The 18408-nt window shown below is 68.6% G+C and carries 15 protein-coding genes; 9 read left to right on the top strand and 6 right to left on the bottom strand.

Annotation, left to right across the window (positions count from 1 at the left end):
* The 4 genes from G6N60_RS22430 to G6N60_RS22415 all read left to right on the top strand — a co-directional run bounded on the left by G6N60_RS22430 (position 1) and on the right by G6N60_RS22415 (position 5422).
* On the top strand, positions 1-978 hold the full coding sequence (locus tag G6N60_RS22430) for an FAD binding domain-containing protein (protein ID WP_163741384.1): 978 nt from the start codon (positions 1-3) through the stop codon (positions 976-978).
* Entirely contained in the window at positions 975-3143 is a 2169-nt protein-coding gene (locus tag G6N60_RS22425) for a xanthine dehydrogenase family protein molybdopterin-binding subunit (RefSeq protein WP_372510975.1), read from the top strand. The genes G6N60_RS22430 and G6N60_RS22425 overlap by 4 nt, the downstream gene beginning before the upstream one ends.
* 9 nt (positions 3144-3152) lie before the next feature.
* The gene (locus G6N60_RS22420; RefSeq protein WP_163741382.1) at positions 3153-4019 is read left to right on the top strand and encodes an Fpg/Nei family DNA glycosylase; all 867 of its coding nucleotides are present in this window, start codon (positions 3153-3155) and stop codon (positions 4017-4019) included.
* A gap of 113 nt (positions 4020-4132) precedes the next feature.
* Positions 4133-5422 (top strand): NtaA/DmoA family FMN-dependent monooxygenase, encoded by a 1290-nt coding sequence (locus G6N60_RS22415; RefSeq protein WP_163741381.1) that lies wholly within the window; start codon positions 4133-4135, stop codon positions 5420-5422.
* A gap of 51 nt (positions 5423-5473) precedes the next feature.
* On the opposite strand, the gene pgi is transcribed toward G6N60_RS22415, so the two are convergent.
* Complete coding sequence (gene pgi / locus G6N60_RS22410; RefSeq protein ID WP_163741380.1) at positions 5474-7141, bottom strand: glucose-6-phosphate isomerase; 1668 nt, start codon at positions 7139-7141, stop codon at positions 5474-5476.
* Positions 7142-7190: 49 nt separating this feature from the next.
* On the opposite strand from pgi, the gene G6N60_RS22405 reads away from it, so the two are divergent.
* Complete coding sequence (locus tag G6N60_RS22405; protein ID WP_163741379.1) at positions 7191-8639, top strand: NAD-dependent succinate-semialdehyde dehydrogenase; 1449 nt, start codon at positions 7191-7193, stop codon at positions 8637-8639.
* A gap of 76 nt (positions 8640-8715) precedes the next feature.
* On the opposite strand, the gene G6N60_RS22400 is transcribed toward G6N60_RS22405, so the two are convergent.
* A complete protein-coding gene (locus G6N60_RS22400; RefSeq protein ID WP_163741378.1) occupies positions 8716-9021 on the bottom strand; it encodes a chorismate mutase in 306 nt (101 codons plus the stop codon).
* 252 nt (positions 9022-9273) lie between these two features.
* On the opposite strand from G6N60_RS22400, the gene pcrA reads away from it, so the two are divergent.
* Entirely contained in the window at positions 9274-11595 is a 2322-nt protein-coding gene (pcrA, locus tag G6N60_RS22395) for a DNA helicase PcrA (RefSeq protein WP_163744376.1), read from the top strand.
* Positions 11596-11635: 40 nt separating this feature from the next.
* Here the strand turns inward: pcrA and G6N60_RS22390 are convergent, their stop codons facing one another.
* Both G6N60_RS22390 and G6N60_RS22385 read right to left on the bottom strand, forming a co-directional pair.
* The gene (locus G6N60_RS22390; RefSeq protein WP_163741376.1) at positions 11636-12199 is read right to left on the bottom strand and encodes a hypothetical protein; all 564 of its coding nucleotides are present in this window, start codon (positions 12197-12199) and stop codon (positions 11636-11638) included.
* Positions 12200-12202: 3 nt separating this feature from the next.
* The gene (locus G6N60_RS22385) at positions 12203-13258 is read right to left on the bottom strand and encodes a M23 family metallopeptidase (RefSeq protein WP_163741374.1); all 1056 of its coding nucleotides are present in this window, start codon (positions 13256-13258) and stop codon (positions 12203-12205) included.
* 232 nt (positions 13259-13490) lie between these two features.
* Here G6N60_RS22385 and sucC point away from each other — a divergent pair, with 232 nt between their 5' ends.
* Both sucC and sucD read left to right on the top strand, forming a co-directional pair.
* Positions 13491-14654: an ADP-forming succinate--CoA ligase subunit beta gene (gene sucC / locus G6N60_RS22380; protein ID WP_163741371.1), complete on the top strand. Its 1164-nt coding sequence runs from the start codon at positions 13491-13493 to the stop codon at positions 14652-14654.
* Positions 14655-14666: 12 nt separating this feature from the next.
* Positions 14667-15569: a succinate--CoA ligase subunit alpha gene (gene sucD / locus G6N60_RS22375; protein ID WP_163741369.1), complete on the top strand. Its 903-nt coding sequence runs from the start codon at positions 14667-14669 to the stop codon at positions 15567-15569.
* Between the two features lie 69 nt (positions 15570-15638).
* Here the strand turns inward: sucD and G6N60_RS22370 are convergent, their stop codons facing one another.
* Positions 15639-15821, bottom strand: a complete 183-nt coding sequence (locus G6N60_RS22370) for a hypothetical protein (RefSeq protein ID WP_163741367.1) — start codon at positions 15819-15821, stop codon at positions 15639-15641.
* Positions 15822-15990: 169 nt separating this feature from the next.
* Here G6N60_RS22370 and G6N60_RS22365 point away from each other — a divergent pair, with 169 nt between their 5' ends.
* Complete coding sequence (locus G6N60_RS22365) at positions 15991-17526, top strand: acetyl-CoA acetyltransferase (protein ID WP_163741365.1); 1536 nt, start codon at positions 15991-15993, stop codon at positions 17524-17526.
* Between the two features lie 19 nt (positions 17527-17545).
* Here the strand turns inward: G6N60_RS22365 and G6N60_RS22360 are convergent, their stop codons facing one another.
* On the bottom strand, positions 17546-18394 hold the full coding sequence (locus G6N60_RS22360) for an LLM class F420-dependent oxidoreductase (protein ID WP_163741363.1): 849 nt from the start codon (positions 18392-18394) through the stop codon (positions 17546-17548).
* Between the last annotated feature and the right edge of the window lie 14 nt (positions 18395-18408).

Here is an 18408-nt window from a genome sequence, read left to right as displayed (position 1 = left end):
GTGTATCCGTTCACCTTCACCAAGGCCGCCGACGAGAAGGCAGCCCTGGACGCGGGTCGGTCCGGTGCCCGGTACATCGCCGGCGGTACCACGCTCATCGACCTCATGCGGGTCACCGTCGAGCGACCCAACGCCGTCGTCGACATCAACGCGCTGCCCTACCGCAGCGTCGACCTCGACGGTCGGTCGCTGCGGATCGGCTCACTGGTGCGCATGTCCGACCTTGCCGCCGACGACCGGGTGCGCCGCCAATTCCCGGTCATCGCACAGTCCTTGGACCTCAGTGCCTCGGCGCAGCTGCGCAACATGGCCTCGATCGGCGGCAACCTCATGCAGCGGCCGCGCTGCCTGTACTTCCGCGACGTCACGGCCAACTGCAACCGTCGCACCCCGGGAGCGGGATGTGCCGCGGTCGGAGGGCTGAACCGCATGCACGCCATCCTCGGCGCGAGTGACGAATGCGTGGCGACCCACCCGTCGGACCTCGCGGTCGCGCTCGTCGCGCTCGACGCCGTCCTGCTCCTGCGGGATGGCAACGGAGACAGGCGCATTCCGCTGGCCCAGTTCTTCCGCGAACCGGGCAGCACGCCCGATCAGGAACACGACCTGCGCCCGGGCGAACTCATCGTCGGCGTCGAGGTGCCCACCGGGCCGCAGACCATCCGGTCGGGTTACCTCAAGGTGCGCGACCGCCAGTCCTATGAGTTTGCGCTGACGTCGGCGGCCGTGGCGCTCGACATCGCCGGGAACACCGTCAAGACCGCGCGGGTCGCCGTCGGCGGCGTAGCGACCGTGCCGTGGCGGCTGCCCGCCGTCGAACAGGCCCTCGTCGGCAGGCCGATCACCCCGGGGCTGTGGCACGACGCCGCATCGCACGCGGCCGATGGTGCGAAACCGCTGTCCGACAACGGTTTCAAGATTCAACTGGTCCAGCGCGTCGTCGAACGGCAGCTGAGCGCGGTGGCGGCGCTGACGTGACGTTCCCGCTGCGGGCGCCCGACGTCGCCGTCGGCAATCCCATGACCCGCGTCGACGGACCGCTCAAGGTGACCGGAGCAGCCCGCTACGCCGCCGACAACCCGGTGCCCGACTTCGTCCACGCGGTCCTGGTGTGCAGCACCGTCTCCACGGGAACGGTCGACCGCATCGATCCGACCGCGGCGGTGAAGTCGCCGGGCGTGCTGCGCGTGCTCACCGAGTTCGACGGCGTGAAGCTGCCCTACGACATCCGGCACGTCGCGTTCTTCGGTCAGCCGGTGGCGGTGGTGGTCGCCGACACGCTGGAGGCCGCCATGCACGGCGCCTCGCTCGTCGCGGTGACGTTCACCGCCGGACCGCAGAACACGAACATCGATGCGCCGCAAGCCGTTCCGCAACCCGGCAAGGGCCAGGGCGACTACTCCCGGGGCAATCCGGAGGCCGCCCTGCGCAGCGCCGCGGTGGTGATCGACGGGACCTACGGCATCGCGCGCAACAACCACAACCCGATGGAGCTGCCCTCGACCGTCGCGAAGTGGGACGGCGACCGGCTGACGGTGTGGGACAAGGTGCAGTCCATCGTCGGGGCGCAGGAGGCGCACGCCGACGCCCACGGCGTGCCCGTCGCCAACGTTCGCGTGATCTCGCCGTTCGTCGGCGGCGCGTTCGGCAGCGCGGGCCAGGTCTGGCCCCACCAACTGCTGGCGTCGTTCGCGGCCAGGAAGATCGGTCGGCCCGTCAAGCTGGTGCTCACCAGGGAGCAGATGTACGCCGGGATCGGCTACCGCCCGATCAGCCGACAGCGCCTGGCGATCGGCGCGGACGCGGGCGGCCGCATCAGTGCGATCGTGCACGAGGGCCGCACCGAGACGGCGCGCTACGGCCTCTACGAGGACGGCCTGACCGCGTCGCCGAAGTTCATGTACACCAGCCCGAACATGCGCTCGACCTACCGGGTGGTGCCGCTGGACGTCAACCTGCCGACCTACATGCGGGGACCCGGCGCCACGACGGGGACGTTCGCGCTCGAGACGGCGATGGACGACCTCGCGCACCGCGTCGCCGTCGACCCCATCGAGTTGCGGGTGCGCAACGAGCCCGACCACGACCAGTCGGACGGGTTGCCGTTCTCCACCAGGAGGCTCGTCGAGTGCATGCGCCGCGGCGCCGACGAATTCGGCTGGGCGCGACGCAATCCCACGCCCCGCGTGGTCCGCGACGGCAACCAGCTGATCGGCATCGGCATGGCCGCGGCGGGCTACCACACCAGCCGTAGCGAATCCGACGCGCTGGCGATCGTCAACGCCGACGGCACCGCCGACGTCCAGACCGCGACGTCCGACATGGGGCCGGGCACCTACACGTCGATGACCCAGGTCGCGGCCGACGCGCTGGGCCTGCCCGCCGATCGCGTACGGTTCGCACTCGGCGACAGCAATTACCCCAAGGCGCCGTCGCATTCGGGCTCGCGGACCATGGCCAGTGTCGGGTCGGCGGTGTTCACGGTGTGCAACACGTTGCGCGACAAGCTGATTCGCACGGCCGTCGTCGACCCGGGGTCGCCCTTGAACGGCGTCGCCCCCGGGGCCGTCACGGCCAGCGGCGGGCGGATGTTCGTCACCGCGGACCCCTCGCGCGGGGAGAACTACCGCGACCTGCTGCGCCGACGCGGCTGGCCGAGCCTGGACAGCCGCGGCAACTGGACCCCCGACGACGCCGACAAGCGCTTCTCGATGTACGCCTACGGCGCCGTGTTCGCCGAAGTGGCCGTGGACGAGTCGCTCGGCAGCGTGCGGGTGCGCCGCATCCAGGCGTGCTACGACGCCGGCCGGGTGATCAACCCGCGGCTGGCACACAGCCAGGCCATCGGCGGCATGGTCGGCGGCATCGGCATGGCCCTGCTGGAGGGCACCGAGCTCGACTACCGCGACGGCCGGGTCGTCAACGCCAATCTGTCGGACTACCTGGTGCCGGTCAACGCCGACGTGCCCGCACTGGACGCCACCTTCCTGCCCGCCCGCGACGACATGGCCGACCCCCTCGGCGTGAAGGGGCTCGGCGAGATCGTCATCGTGGGCGTGCCCGCCGCGATCGGCAACGCCGTGTTCAATGCGACCGGCAAGCGCGTCACCGAGCTGCCGATCCGGCTGGAGAATCTCCTCTAACCTGGAAGGATGCCGGAACTCCCCGAGGTCGAAGCCCTCGCCGACCACCTCCGTCGTCACGCCGTCGGCCTGCCGGTGGGGCGCGTCGACGTCGCGGCGCTGTCCGTGCTCAAGACCTTCGACCCACCGATCACCGCGCTGACGGGCCACACCGTCACCGGCGCCCACCGGTGGGGCAAGTACCTGGGCCTGCAGGTCGGTGACCTGCACCTGATCACCCACCTGTCGCGGGCGGGCTGGCTGCGGTGGTCCGACGCCCTGTCGGCGACGCCGCTGCGGCCCGGCGGCAAGAGCCCCATCGCGATGCGCGTCCACCTCGGCCCGCCGGGGCAGGCGCCGGGCTTCGACCTGACCGAGGCCGGGACCCAGAAGCGGCTGGCCGTCTGGCTCGTCGACGATCCGTTCGCGATTCCCCAGATCGCCTCGCTCGGCCCGGACGCGCTGTCGCTGAGCCCCGACGACCTCACCGCGGTGCTCAAGGGCAACACCGGTCGCATCAAGACCGTCATCACCGACCAGAAGGTCATCGCGGGCATCGGCAACGCCTACAGCGACGAGATCCTGCACGTCGCGAAGATCTCCCCGTTCGCCAGCGCCAACAAGCTGACCGACGCGCAGCTGGGCGCGCTGCACGACGCGATGATCACCGTGCTCACCGACGCGGTGTCGCGGTCGGTCGGCCAGGGCGCCGCGACGCTCAAGGGCGAGAAGCGTTCGGGGTTGCGGGTGCACGCCCGCACCGGGATGCCGTGCCCGGTGTGCGGTGACACCGTCCGGGAGGTGTCGTTCGTCGACAAGTCGTTCCAGTACTGCCCGACGTGTCAGACCAACGGACGCATCCTCGCCGACCGGCGCATGTCGAAGCTGCTCAAGTAGCGGCGATTCGCGTCGTTTCAGGAGCGGCGGGCGCTCCTGCAGCGACACGAATCGCGCATCGGGAGTAACCATGCCGACACAGTCGTGAAACACGGGTCGGGTTGTCTTGACGCGTGTTTCACCTGGGATGGTTTCTGAACTTCGTGGCCGACGAGTGGAATGGCACGTGGGGCGACGGTGGCCGCGACTTCACCGGCGACTTCTACGTCGAGGTGGCGCGGTCGCTCGAGCGTGCCAAGTTCGACTACGTGCTGCTCGAGGACAAGCTCATGGTGTCGACGGCCTACGGCGGCACCATGGAGTACGACCTCAAGCACGGCGTGAACCCCAAGCACGACCCGGTCCCGCTCGCGGTGGTGATGGCGACCGCCACCACGCGACTCGGCGTCGTGCCGACGATGTCGACGAGCTTCTATCCGCCGTTCCTGCTCGCCCGGCTCGCCAGCACCATCGACCACATCGCCCGCGGGCGGTTCGGCTGGAACGTGGTGACCTCCGCCGAGGACCGCTCGGCGCAGAACTTCGGGCTCGACAAGCTCTACGAGCACGACGAGCGGTACGCCCGCGCCGCCGAGTACCTGGAGCTGGTCACCAAGCTCTGGGAGTCGTGGGAACCCGACGCCATCGAACGCGACTACGCGACGGGCACGTACGCGAACTTCGAGAAGGTCCACACGATCGACTTCGAGGGCAAGTACTTCAAGTCGCGCGGTCCGCTGAACACCGCGCCCTCACCGCAGTACCGTCCGACCATCGCGCAGGCCGGCGCCTCACCGCCCGGGCGCGAACTGGCCGCCCAGCACGCGGACACCATCGTCACGCCCGCCAACGGCGTCGCCGAGATGAAGGCCTACCGCGACGACATCCACGAACGCATGAAGCACAACGGGCGCGACCCCGCCGACTGCAAGGTGCTCTACCTGGTGTCGCCCATCGTCGCGGACACCCACGAGGAGGCGCTGGCCAAGCGGGAGCGCTGGTTCACCGATCCGCTCTACATCGAGTACATGCTCGCGGAGATCTCGTCGATCACCGAGATCGACTTCGCGCAGTTCGACCTCGACGAGCCCCTGCCCGAGCTGACGACCAACGGCGAGCGCGGCGCGCTCGCCAGCTTCGTGGCGGGCGGCAGGGACAAGACGCTGCGCGAATTGGTTACGGGCAGTGGGATGTCCAGCAACATCCCCTTCGTCGGGACGCCCGCCGAGGTCGCCCAGGAGATGGGTGAGGTGATGGAGGAGGTCGGCGGCGACGGGTTCCTCATCACCAGCCCGGTGATGCGGCTCAACCGCCGCTACGTCACCGAGATCACCGACGGGCTGGTGCCGGAGTTGCAGCGGCGTGGCCTGACGCGCACCGAGTACACCACCACGATGCTGCGCGAGCACCTCCGCGAGTTCTAGTGATTTCGGCGCGCTTACGACCGCTATACGTCCGTAAGCGCGCCGAAATCGCTAGGCGGAGCGGCCGCGCTCGGCGCGGTAGTGACGCACCAGCGCGTCGGTCGAGCTATCGGACTGCTCGCTGGGCGCGGCGTCCTCGGTGAGCACCGGCAGCAGTGAATTCGCCTGTGTCTTGCCGAGTTCCACGCCCCACTGGTCGAACGAGTCGATGCCCCAGATGATGCCCTCGGTGAACACCTGGTGCTCGTAGAGCGCGATCAGCTGGCCGACGACCGACGGCGTCAGCTTGGTCGCCAGGATCGACGTGCTCGGCCGGTTGCCGGGCATCACCTTGTGCGGCACGACCTCGGGCTTGGTGCCCTCGTCGGCGATCTCCTCGGCGGTCTTGCCGAACGCCAACACCTTGGTCTGGGCGAAGAAGTTGCTCATCAGCAGGTCGTGCATGCTGCCGGTGCCGTCGCGGGTGGGTAGGTCGTCGGTCGGCTGGGAGAACCCGATGAAGTCGGCGGGGATCAACCGGGTGCCCTGGTGCAGCAGTTGGTAGAACGCGTGCTGGCCGTTGGTTCCCGGCTCGCCCCAATAGATTTCACCGGTCTGGGTGGTGACGGGTGAGCCGTCGGCCCGCACCGACTTGCCGTTGGACTCCATCGTCAGCTGCTGCAGGTAGGCCGCGAAGCGCGCCAGGTCGTTGGAGTAGGGCAGTACGACGCGCGACTGTGCGTCGAAGAACTCGTTGTACCAGAGGCCGATGAGACCAAGCAGCACAGGCGCATTCGCCTCCAGCGGCGTGCTGCGGAAGTGTTCGTCGACGACGTGGAAGCCGGCGAGGAACTCCCCGAAGCGCTCCTTGCCGATGACCGCCATCACCGACAGCCCGATCGCGGAGTCCACCGAGTAGCGGCCGCCCACCCAGTCCCAGAAGCCGAACATGTTGGCGGTGTCGATGCCGAACTCGTCGACGAGCTTCTCGTTGGTCGAGACCGCGACGAAGTGCTTGGACACCGCGTCATCACCGAGGGCGTCGGTCAGCCAGCGGCGGGCGGCCGTTGCGTTGGTCAGCGTCTCCAGCGTCGAGAACGTCTTGGAGGCGACGATGAACAGCGTTGTGGCATGGTTCAATCCGTCGAGTTTGGCGACCAGGTCGGCGGGGTCGACGTTCGACACGAACCGCGCCGAGACGCCGGCGTCGGCGTAGTGCCGCAGCGCCTGGTACACCATGACGGGCCCGAGGTCGGAGCCACCGATGCCGATGTTCACCACGGTCGTGATGCGCTCACCCGTCGCCCCGGTCCACTCGCCGCTGCGGAGCTTGTCGGTGAATTCGCCCATCCGGTCGAGCACCTCGTGCACGTCGTGGACGACGTCTTGGCCGTCGACCGTCAGCGTCGCATCCCTGGGCAGCCGCAGCGCAGTGTGCAGCACCGCCCGGTCCTCCGAGGTGTTGATGTGCTCGCCGGCGAACATCGCGTCGCGCTTGCCCTCGAGGTCGGCGGCCTTGGCGAGGTCGACGAGCAGCCCGAGCGTCTCGCGCGTGACCCGGTGCTTGCTGTAGTCGACGTACAGATCGCCGACGGTCAGCGTCAGTTCGCGGCCCCGCGCCGGGTCCTCCGCGAAGAACTCGCGCAGCGTCGTCGCGCCGATCTCGTCGTGGTGACGGGCCAGTGCGCTCCACGCCGGTGTGGCGGTGATGTCGGGAATCTCAGCGGGTTGGGCAGGCATATCTCGACCCTAGTGCGGCGGCGCTGGAGAGGGTGTAAATGATGGACGTATGGACATCGAAGAACTCCTGTCATCCGTCCCGACCGGGCTGTGGATCGGCGGCGAAGAACGACCCGGGTCGTCGACGTTCGACGTGCTGAACCCCGCGACCGACGAGGTGCTGGTGTCGATCGCCGACGCGACGCCCGAGGACGGCATCGCCGCGCTCGACGCGGCCGCCGCGGTGCAGAAGGAATGGGCCGCGACCGCGCCGCGCGAACGCGGGGAGATCCTGCGCGCGGTGTTCGAGGCGATCACCGCCCGCGCCGAGGAATTCGCGACGCTGATGACCCTGGAGATGGGCAAGGTTCTTCCCGAGAGCATGGGTGAGGTCAAGTACGGCTCGGAGTTCTTCCGCTGGTTCGCCGAGGAAGCGGTCCGCATCGACGGCCGCTACACCCGCAGCCCCGCGGGCACCGGGCGCATCATCGTCACCAAGCAGCCGGTCGGCCCGTGTCTGGCGATCACCCCGTGGAACTTCCCGCTGGCGATGGGCACCCGCAAGATCGGTCCCGCGATGGCGGCGGGCTGCACGATGCTGATCAAGCCCGCGGCCGAAACCCCGCTGACGATGCTCCTGCTGGCCAAGCTGATGGACGAGGCCGGGCTGCCCAAGGGCGTGCTGTCGATCCTGCCGACGTCCAAGGCCGGCGAGCTGACCACCGCGCTGATCGACGACGGCCGGCTGCGCAAGCTGACGTTCACCGGCTCCACCGGCGTCGGCAAGCTGCTGGTCAAGCAGAGCGCCGACAAGTTGCTGCGACTGTCGATGGAGTTGGGTGGCAACGCACCGTTCGTCGTGTTCGACGATGCGGACGTCGACGCCGCGGTCGAGGGCGCGTTGCTGGCCAAGATGCGCAACGGCGGCGAGGCCTGCACGGCGTCGAACCGGTTCCACGTCGCCAACGCGGTCCGCGAGGAGTTCACCGAGAAACTCGTCAAGCGAATGAGCGAGTTCACCCTCGGCAACGGTCTCGAGGAGTCCTCGAAGCTGGGCCCGCTGATCAGCGCCAAGCAGGTCGCGACCGTGGAGGACCTGGTGTCCGACGCGGTGTCCAAGGGCGCGACGGTTGCCGTGGGCGGCGTCGCCCCCGACGGGCCCGGCCACTTCTACCCGGCGACCGTGCTGTCCGACGTCCCGTCGAGCGCCCGCATCTTCAAGGAGGAGGTGTTCGGCCCGGTGGCTCCCGTCATCGGCTTCGACACCGAGGAGGAGGGCATCGCCGCGGCCAACGCCACCGAGTACGGGCTGGCGGCCTACATCTACACGCAGGGATTGGACCGTGCGCTCCGCGTCGCCGAGGCCATCGAGGCGGGCATGGTCGGCGTTAACCGCGGCGTCATCTCCGACCCGGCCGCGCCGTTCGGTGGGGTCAAGGAGTCCGGGTTCGGCCGCGAGGGCGGGACCGAGGGCATCGAGGAGTACGTCGAGACCAAGTACATCGCGCTGACGAACTAGCCCGTCCCGCGAGCAGACGCAAACGGCCCTCAAATGGTCCATTTCAGGGCCGTTTGCGTCTGCTCGCGCGGAGACCCTAGTGGCCGAGGCGGCCGCGGCCCAGGCGCAGCAGGATCATCGCGAGATCCTTGCCCTCGGGCCCGAGCGCGCTGTAGCGCTCGATGACCTTCATCTCGCGGCTGTGCACCAGCCGGGTTCCGCCGGAGGCCATCCTGGCCTTGCCGATCAGCTGGGACACCTCGCGGCGCCGCTGCACCGCGGCGAGGATCTCGGCGTCGAGCCGGTCGATCTCCAGGCGCAGCTCGTCGATGTTGGGGGTTGGTTCGGTTTCGACACTCATGTCTGACTCCGCGTCGTCGTCTCGGGTGGGTTCTGGTCTCATCCGAATACGGGCCTCACGAGAGAAAGAGCCCCGGATCCGGATGCGGACCGCGGGGCTCTGCGAAAGCAGTTAGACCACGGACACCGGCGGCCGGTATCCGTACGGAAATCGTTCCTGCTGATCGAGCACCAAGTGAGTGTGCCACCGAGGGCCGCGTCCATGCAAAAGACGGTCCCATGCGCGGCACCGCCGCATGGCCTGATGCGCGGCACCGCCGCGGTGTCCGCCTCCGGCGGTAAGTTGAAACCCGACATGACCTCAGAAGTCCTCGCCACCGAAACCGATCAGCTACTCGACGGGCTCAACCCTCAGCAGCGCAGCGCCGTCCTGCACGAGGGCTCCCCGTTGCTGATCGTCGCGGGCGCCGGCTCCGGCAAGACGGCGGTGCTGACGCGCCGCATCGCCTACCTGCTCGCGGCCCGCGACGTCGGCGTCGGGCAGGTGCTGGCCATCACGTTCACCAACAAGGCCGCCGCGGAGATGCGCGAGCGCGTGGTCCACCTGATCGGTCCGCGGGCCCGGTCGATGTGGGTGTCGACGTTCCACTCGACGTGCGTCCGGATCCTGCGCAACCAGGCGTCGCTGCTGCCCGGCCTGAACTCCAACTTCTCGATCTACGACTCCGACGACTCCCGTCGCCTGCTGATGATGATCGCCAAGGACATGGGCCTCGACACGAAGAAGTACTCGCCGCGGTTGTTGGCCAACGCGATCTCCAACCTCAAGAACGAGCTCATCGATCCCGACAAGGCCACGTTCGAGGCATCCGAGGGTGACGACGACCTGGCCCGCATCGTCGCCGAGGTGTACGGCGAATACCAACGCCGGCTGCGCGCGGCCAACGCACTGGACTTCGACGACCTCATCGGCGAGACGGTCGCCGTGCTGCAGGCGTTCCCGCAGATCGCCCAGTACTACCGGCGGCGGTTCCGGCACATCCTGGTCGACGAGTACCAGGACACCAACCACGCGCAGTACATGCTGGTCCGCGAGCTCGTCGGACACGACCTGGCCGACGGCGACGTACCGCCCGCCGAGCTCTGCGTCGTCGGTGACGCCGACCAGTCGATCTATGCGTTCCGCGGCGCCACCATCCGCAACATCGAGGACTTCGAGCGCGACTACCCCAACGCGACGACGATCCTGCTCGAGCAGAACTACCGGTCGACGCAGAACATCCTGTCCGCGGCGAACGCCGTCATCTCCCGCAACGCGGGCCGCCGCGAGAAGCGGCTGTGGACCGACGCCGGCGAGGGCGAGCTCATCGTCGGCTACGTCGCCGACAACGAGCACGACGAGGCCCGCTTCATCGCCGAGGAGATCGACGCGCTGACCGACCGCGGGGAGATCAACTACAGCGACGTCGCGGTGTTCTACCGCACCAACAACTCCTCACGCGCCGTCGAGGACGTCTTCATCAGGGCGGGCATCCCGTACAAGGTCGTCGGTGGGGTTAGGTTCTACGAGCGCAAGGAGATTCGCGACATCGTCGCCTACCTTCGCGTGCTCGACAACCCCGGTGACTCGGTGAGCATGCGGCGCATCCTGAACACCCCCCGGCGCGGCATCGGCGACCGGGCCGAGGCGTGCGTCGCGGTGTACGCGGAGAACACCGGCGCCAGTTTCAACGACAGCCTGCAGGCCGCCGCCGAGGGCCGCGTCCCGATGCTGAACACGCGCTCGGAGAAGGCGATCGCTGGTTTCGTGGCGCTGCTCGACGACCTGCGCGGCAAGCTCGACGGCGAGCTGGGCGAGCTCGTCGAAGCGGTGCTCGACCGCACGGGATACCGCCAGGAACTCGAGGCCTCCAGCAACCCGCAGGATCTGGCGCGGTTGGACAACCTCAACGAACTCGTCAGCGTCGCACACGAATTCAGCATCGACCTCGCCAACGCGGCGGCACTCCGCGAGGAGTCCGACGAGCCCGTCGACGAGGACGTGCCCGACACCGGCGTGCTGGCACAGTTCCTGGAACGCGTGTCGCTGGTGGCCGACGCCGACGGCATTCCCGAGCACGACTCCGGCGTCGTGACGATGATGACGCTGCACACCGCGAAGGGCCTGGAGTTCCCCATCGTGTTCGTCACGGGGTGGGAGGACGGCATGTTCCCGCACATGCGTGCCCTCGGCGATCCGCTCGAACTGTCCGAGGAGCGGCGGCTGGCCTACGTCGGCATCACCCGCGCGCGCCAGCGGCTCTACCTCAGCCGCGCGAAGGTGCGGTCGTCGTGGGGCCAGCCGATGCTCAACCCCGAATCCCGGTTCCTGCGCGAGATTCCGCAGGAGCTCATCGACTGGCGACGGGTCGAGGCGCCGCAGTCGTCACTGAGCGCGCCCGTCGGCAACGCCGGCCGGTACGGTGCGCCGCGCCCGTCGCCGGCCCGCACGACCGCCGCTCGCAACCGCCAGGTCATCACGCTCGAACCCGGCGACCGCGTCAACCACGACAAGTACGGCCTCGGCCGCGTCGAGGAGGTGGCCGGGGTCGGCGAATCCGCCATGTCGCTCATCGACTTCGGCAGCGCGGGGCGGGTCAAGCTGATGCACAACCACGCGCCCATTCAGAAGCTGTAGCGAAAGACGTTCTCGCCGAACGGCTTTCGGCGGGACGGGCTCAGCGGCACCAGCGACCGGTCGCGGGGAGCAGCGCGAGCACGATGCTTGCGATCGGCAACACCGGAATGGCGTAGACGATCTGCGGTAGCTCGGCGCCGGCGACGAACAGGCCCGCGAAGATCATCGCCGCGACCACGGAGCCGACCACGATCAGCAACCGCCCGATGCGGCGCCGCAGCAGCAGCGAGATGAGCCCGCCGATGGTCGCGGCCGCCGACACCGCGGACAGGAAACCTATTGCGATGCAGAACAACTGGTCGGTGTGCCACCAGCCGGAGATCAGTGACGTCGCGATGACCGCGGTGGCCCATCCGCTGACGATGCTGACCGCGGCCGCCGCACACGCTGCGGCGGGGGACGGGCGAGGGGCGCCGACGCTGACCGGGGTCGCGCGGGGGACGTAGCTGGTTCGGGTGTCGGACGGGGCGGGCGACACCGGGAACGAGCCGGTGGGGGTCCGGCGGATGATGCCGGTCAGCTGCTCCGAGTCATCTGACGGGACGGCGCCGGGCTGCCGCCGGATGATGCGGGTTTCGTCGGATGGTGGTCCGCCGGAAGTCACCGGTCAGCCGACGTAGGTGCCGGGGCTCAGGCCCTTCGCGGCCAGCCACGGCACGGGGTCGATGTAGGTGGTGCCGTTCTTCAGCACCCCGAAGTGCAGGTGGGGTCCGGTCGAGTCGCCGCGGTTGCCGATGGTCGCGATCTGGTCGCCCGCCATGACGCGTTCGCCGACGCTGACGAGCCAGGTGTTGACGTGGCCGTACAGCGTGACCGTGCCGTCGGCGCCGCGCACCTTGACCCAGGCGCCGAAGCCCGCGGCCGGTCCGGCGTCGGTGACCACGCCGTCCTCGGCGGCGTAGATCGGGGTGCCGATCGCGTTGGCGATGTCGATGCCCGCGTGCAGGACGCCCCAGCGGAAGCCGAAGCCCGACGTCCACACGCCCTTGGCCGGGAAGACGTACTCGGGCCGGACCAGGCGGGCCTCGCGCTGCGCGCGGTCGGCGGCAAATGCGGCGCCGTTTGCGAGTTCCTGGCTGTGCACCGACTCGCTGGCGGCGGGTTCCACCGAGACGACCTGCATGCCGTCGGAGGCGCCGGCATCGGCGGGCCCCGCGGCGATCATGTGGTGGGCCGGCGCCCCGTCGGCGTTGCCGACCATCGTGTACGCGGCGGCCGCCGCGGCTCCGGCGGCCATCGCGAGCGCGACCAGGCGGGCCTTGACCGCGCCGTCGCCGAGTGTGCGGTGCAGGCCGCCGCGGCCGGAGATGTCGATGACGTCGGTGTTCTGCATCCCGTCGCTGACATCGGTGTGGCTATGGCGGTAGGCGTGGGCCAGCGGACGGTCGTCGTCGGCGGTGGCGCGGAACTCCGAGGGGACGGCCAGCCGCAGCGGGGCCAGGTCGTCGGTGTCATGGAGGTCGTCGAGCTCGGGAGCGCGAATGACCAGCGATTCGCGGTCGAAGGCGCATGTGTTGCTGAAGTCGAGGTCGTCGAGATCGCCGAATTCGTTGAACGGGATGATGTCGGTGATGGTGGCGTCGTAGGGGGTCGCCGAGGTCGCACGTGAAGCGCGTGTCGAACCTTGCTCAGCCAAACCAGATGTCCTTCGCGCCGTGACCATACCGTTACTCAGACCCCGAGCACGTTAACCAAAATCCAATGTGAACAGCAACCCGTATGCGCGAGCAGCCTCATATTGTGACTTGTATCACTATCGAGCCTCGGTGAGATGTGCCACATGAGCGGTAGGCGGTGTCGGCGGTATCCGCGCGTGTGGATAAAGTCCCAAGAGCCGGTTCGGCGCAAGCGTAGATAGCGAATCCCAACAGTCAAAGCAGACAGACGGTGAGCCCATGGACCTCTTCGAATACCAGGCGAAGGAGCTGTTCGCCAAGCACGACGTACCCACCACACCGGGCCGGGTGACCGACTCCGCGGACGACGCGAAGGCCATCGCCGAGGAGATCGGCAAGCCGGTCATGGTCAAGGCGCAGGTGAAGGTCGGCGGGCGCGGCAAGGCGGGTGGCGTGAAGTACGCCGCCACCCCCGACGACGCCTACACCCACGCGCAGAACATCCTCGGGCTCGACATCAAGGGCCACGTCGTGAAGAAGTTGCTGGTCGCCGAGGCCAGCGACATCGCCGAGGAGTACTACATCTCGTTCCTGCTCGACCGCTCCAACCGGACCTACCTGGCGATGTGCTCGGTCGAGGGGGGCATGGAGATCGAAGAGGTCGCCGCCACCAAGCCCGAGCGGCTGGCCAAGGTTCCCGTCGACGCCGTCAAGGGCGTCGACGTCGCCTTCGCGCGGTCGATCGCCGAGCAGGGCCACCTGCCCGCCGAGGTGCTCGACGCCGCCGCGGTGACCATCCAGAAGCTGTGGGAGGTCTTCATCGGCGAGGACGCCACGCTCGTCGAGGTCAACCCGCTGGTGCGCACGCCCGACGACCAGATCCTGGCGCTCGACGGCAAGGTCACCCTCGACGCCAACGCCGACTTCCGCCAGCCCGGCCACGCCGAGTTCGAGGACAGGGACGCCACCGACCCGCTGGAGCTCAAGGCCAAGGAGAACGACCTCAACTACGTCAAGCTCGACGGCGAGGTCGGCATCATCGGCAACGGCGCCGGCCTGGTCATGTCGACGCTGGACGTCGTTGCCTACGCCGGGGAGCGGCACGGTGGCGTGAAGCCCGCGAACTTCCTCGACATCGGTGGCGGCGCGTCGGCCGAGGTGATGGCCAACGGCCTCGACGTCATCCTCGGCGACAGCCAGGTCAAGAGCGTGTTCGTCAACGTGTTCGGTGGCATCACCGCCTGTGACGCGGTGGCCAACGGCATCGTCGGCGCGCTGCAGAAGCTTGGGGACAGCGCCAACAAGCCGCTCGTCGTGCGTCTCGATGGCAACAACGTGGACGAGGGTCGTCGCATCCTCGACGAGGCCAACCACCCGCTGGTGATCCAGGCCGAGACCATGGACGCCGGCGCCGACAAGGCCGCCGAGCTGGCGAACAAGTAAGGGGCGCATCCAATGTCGATCTTCTTGAACAAGGACAACAAGGTCATCGTCCAGGGCATCACCGGCGGCGAGGGCACCAAGCACACCGCGCTGATGCTGAAGGCGGGCACGCAGGTCGTCGGCGGGGTGAACGCCCGCAAGGCCGGCACGACCGTCGCGCACAAGGACAAGGATGGCAACGACGTCGAGTTGCCGGTGTTCGCCAGTGTCGCCGAGGCGATGAAGGAGACCGGCGCCGACGTGTCGATCGCCTTCGTCCCGCCGGCGTTCTCCAAGGACGCGATCATCGAGGCCATCGATGCCGAGATCCCGCTGCTGGTCGTCATCACCGAGGGAATCCCGGTGCAGGACAGCGCCTATGCGTGGGCCTACAACGTGGAGAAGGGCGAGAAGACCCGCATCATCGGGCCCAACTGTCCCGGCATCATCACCCCCGGCGAGTCGCTGGTCGGCATCACACCGAACAACATCACCGGCAAGGGCCCGATCGGCCTGGTGTCCAAGTCGGGCACGCTGACCTACCAGATGATGTACGAGCTGCGCGATCTCGGCTTCTCGACCGCGATCGGCATCGGCGGTGACCCCGTCATCGGCACCACCCACATCGACGCGATCGAGGCGTTCGAGAAGGACCCCGAGACCAAGATCATCGTGATGATCGGCGAGATCGGTGGCGACGCCGAGGAGAAGGCCGCGGCCTACATCCAGGCCAACGTCAGCAAGCCCGTCGTCGGCTACGTCGCCGGGTTCACCGCACCGGAGGGCAAGACGATGGGCCACGCGGGCGCCATCGTCTCCGACGGTGCCGGCACCGCCGACGGCAAGAAGATCGCCCTGGAGGCAGCGGGCGTCAAGGTCGGCAAGACGCCGTCCGAGACCGCCAAGCTCGCCAGGGAGCTCCTCGAAGCTCGCTAGATCCGCGCGAGCAGACGCGAAGATGCCCGGCACAACGGCGTGTCGGGCATTTTTGCGTCTGTTCACGGGTCAGACGGAGTCCTGCAGCGCCATCAGGCCGCCGATGAACCCGATCACGGCCGCCGCGACGTAGATGACGGCCGAGAGCCAGCCGACGTGGACCGACGCGGCGACCCAGCACGACAGAAAGGCGATCGCCGACAGGCAGACGCCGATGAACACCGTCCGTCGGGGGTGATCGCGCAATGCCATGTGAGGGGAGTACCCGAAGGGCGGCGTTCTAGCGTCCGGAGGCGACATCGCGCGAGCATCCGTCAACGAATGATGACGATCGTCAACGAATGATGACGCTTCCCGTTCGGTAGTCCCCGCCAGAGACCGGATTGGAACACGTTTCAGTTTTCCGTTAGCCTGACGAACTATGCAGGTCGACCCGCGTACGCCCGTCATCGTCGGAGTGGGGCAGTTCACCGAGCGCATCGACGACCCTGGCTACCGCGGCATGTCCGCGGTGGAGTTGGCCACCGAGGCGACGCGGGCGGCGCTAAGCGACACCGGCGCCGACGTCGCCGCGGTGGCCGAGGCCGTCGAGGTGTTCGCGGGGCTGCGGCAGTTCGAGATCTGCACGCCGTTCGCCGACCCGCCGCTGGGCGCCTCGGACAACTACGTCCGCTCGGTCGCGCAGCGGGTGGGTGCCGACCCGGCGCGGGCGATCCTCGAGCCCATCGGTGGCAATGGTCCGCAGAAGCTGGTGACGGAGTTCGCCAAGCAGATCGCCGCGGGTGACGTCGAGGTGGCGCTGATCCTCGGCTCCGAGCCGGGCTCGACGGCCAAGTACTTCGCGACCCGGGAGGACAAGCCCGACTTCACCGAGCACGTGGGCGGCCAGCTCGAAGATCGCGGGTACGGCTTCGAGCACTACATGAGCGAGTACACCGCCAAGCACGGTCTGACCGGTGCGCCGGTGCAGTACGGCCTGCTGGACAACGCCCGGCGAGCCCGGCTGGGCCTCGGCGTGCTGGAATACCGCACGAAGATGGCCGAACTCTTCTCGCCGTTCTCGAAAGTCGCTGCGAAGAACCCGTTTTCGTCGTCGCAGGTGGAGCGGTCGGTCGAGGAGATCGTCACCGTGACCGACGAGAACCGGATGATCTGCGATCCGTACCCCCGCCTGCTGGTGGCCCGCGACACGGTGAACCAGGGTGCCGCCGCCGTGCTGATGTCCGTCGCCGCCGCGCGTCGCCTCGGCGTCCCCGAGGAGAAGTGGGTCTATCTGCGCGGCCACGCCGACCAGACCGAGCAGGACCTGCTCGACCGCGTCGAGCTCGGCACCAGCGTCTCGGCGAAGAACGCCGTGGCAGAAGCACTTCGGGTCGCCGGCATCGGCATCGACGACGTGAGCACCTTCGACCTGTACAGCTGCTTCCCGTTCCCGGTATTCGCGGTGTGCGACGAGTTTGGGCTGGCTCCCGACGATCCCCGCCGTCTGACGCTGACCGGGGGACTGCCGTACTTCGGCGGCCCCGGAAACAGCTACTCGCTACACGCCATTGCCGAGACCGTCGCCGAGATGCGCTGCGCGCCAGGGGCTTTCGGTCTCGTCGGCGCCAACGGCGGCGTGATGAGCAAGTACTCGGTGGGGGTGTACTCGACCGCGCCGGCGGACTGGGCCGACGACCGGAGCGCGGCGCTGCAGGCCGACGTCGCCGCGCTGCCGAAGGTCGCCGTCACCAGGAACGCCAGGGGCACCGGGGTCGTCGAGACCTATTCCGTGCGGTACGACTGGCCCGTCACGACGGGCGTCGTCATCGGCCGCCTCGACGACGGCAGCCGGTTCATGGCCCTGTCCGAGGACGCCGACCTCGTCCACGAGATGACCGACGGCGATCCGCTCGGCGCCCGAATCGCGGTCGAGCCGGGCGAGGACGGCATCAACCGCGCGACGCTCACGGGATAGCGAGCGGGATAGAGAGCGGTCAGACCAGCGCGGCGAGTTTGCCCGCCAACCGCTCGACGTAGGCGGCGACCTCGGCCTCGGACTTGTCGGGCAGGCCGAACAGCACCTCGGTGACGCCGAGGTCGGCCCACCGCGCGAGCTTGTCGGGGTCGGGCTTGAAGTCCAGGGCGACGATCTGCGGCGCGCCGTCGCGGTCGGCGGCCGCCCAGGTGTCCTGCAGCAGCTTGACCGGCGCGTCGATGTCGACGTCGCGCGGCGTGGTGATCCAGCCGTCGGCGGAGCGGGCGATCCACCTGAAGTTCTTCTCCGTGCCCGCCGCGCCGACGAGGACCGGAATGTGGGCCTGCACGGGCTTGGGCCACGCCCAGGACGGCCCGAACTTCACGAACTCGCCGTCGTACTCCGCTTCCTCCTGCGTCCACAGCGCCCGCATCGCCTCCAGGTATTCGCGCAGCATGGTGCGGCGGCGGGCCGGGGGCACGTTGTGATCGGCGAGTTCGTCGGTGTTCCACCCGAATCCGACGCCGAGGCTGACTCGTCCGCCCGAGAGGTGATCGAGGGTGGCGATGGACTTGGCCAGCGTGATGCAGTCGTGCTCGACGGGCAGGGCAACCGCGGTGGACAGGCGCACCCGCGACGTCACCGCCGCCGCACCGCCCAGGGACACCCACGGGTCGAGGGTGCGCATGTAGCGGTCATCGGGCAGCGATTCGTCGCCGGTGGTGGGATGCGCGGCCTGTCGCTTGATCGGGATGTGGGTGTGCTCGGGCACGTAGAAGGTGGTGAAGCCGTGGTCGTCGGCAAGCGTGGCAGCCGCGGCCGGGGTGATGCCGCGGTCGCTGGTGAAGAGAACGAGCCCGTAGTCCATGACGGAATTAGAAC

Source organism: Mycolicibacterium madagascariense, assembly GCF_010729665.1.
Taxonomy (GTDB): domain Bacteria; phylum Actinomycetota; class Actinomycetes; order Mycobacteriales; family Mycobacteriaceae; genus Mycobacterium; species Mycobacterium madagascariense.
Note: the sequence above shows the minus strand (reverse complement) of the source record. Positions and strands in the feature narration are given on the sequence as shown.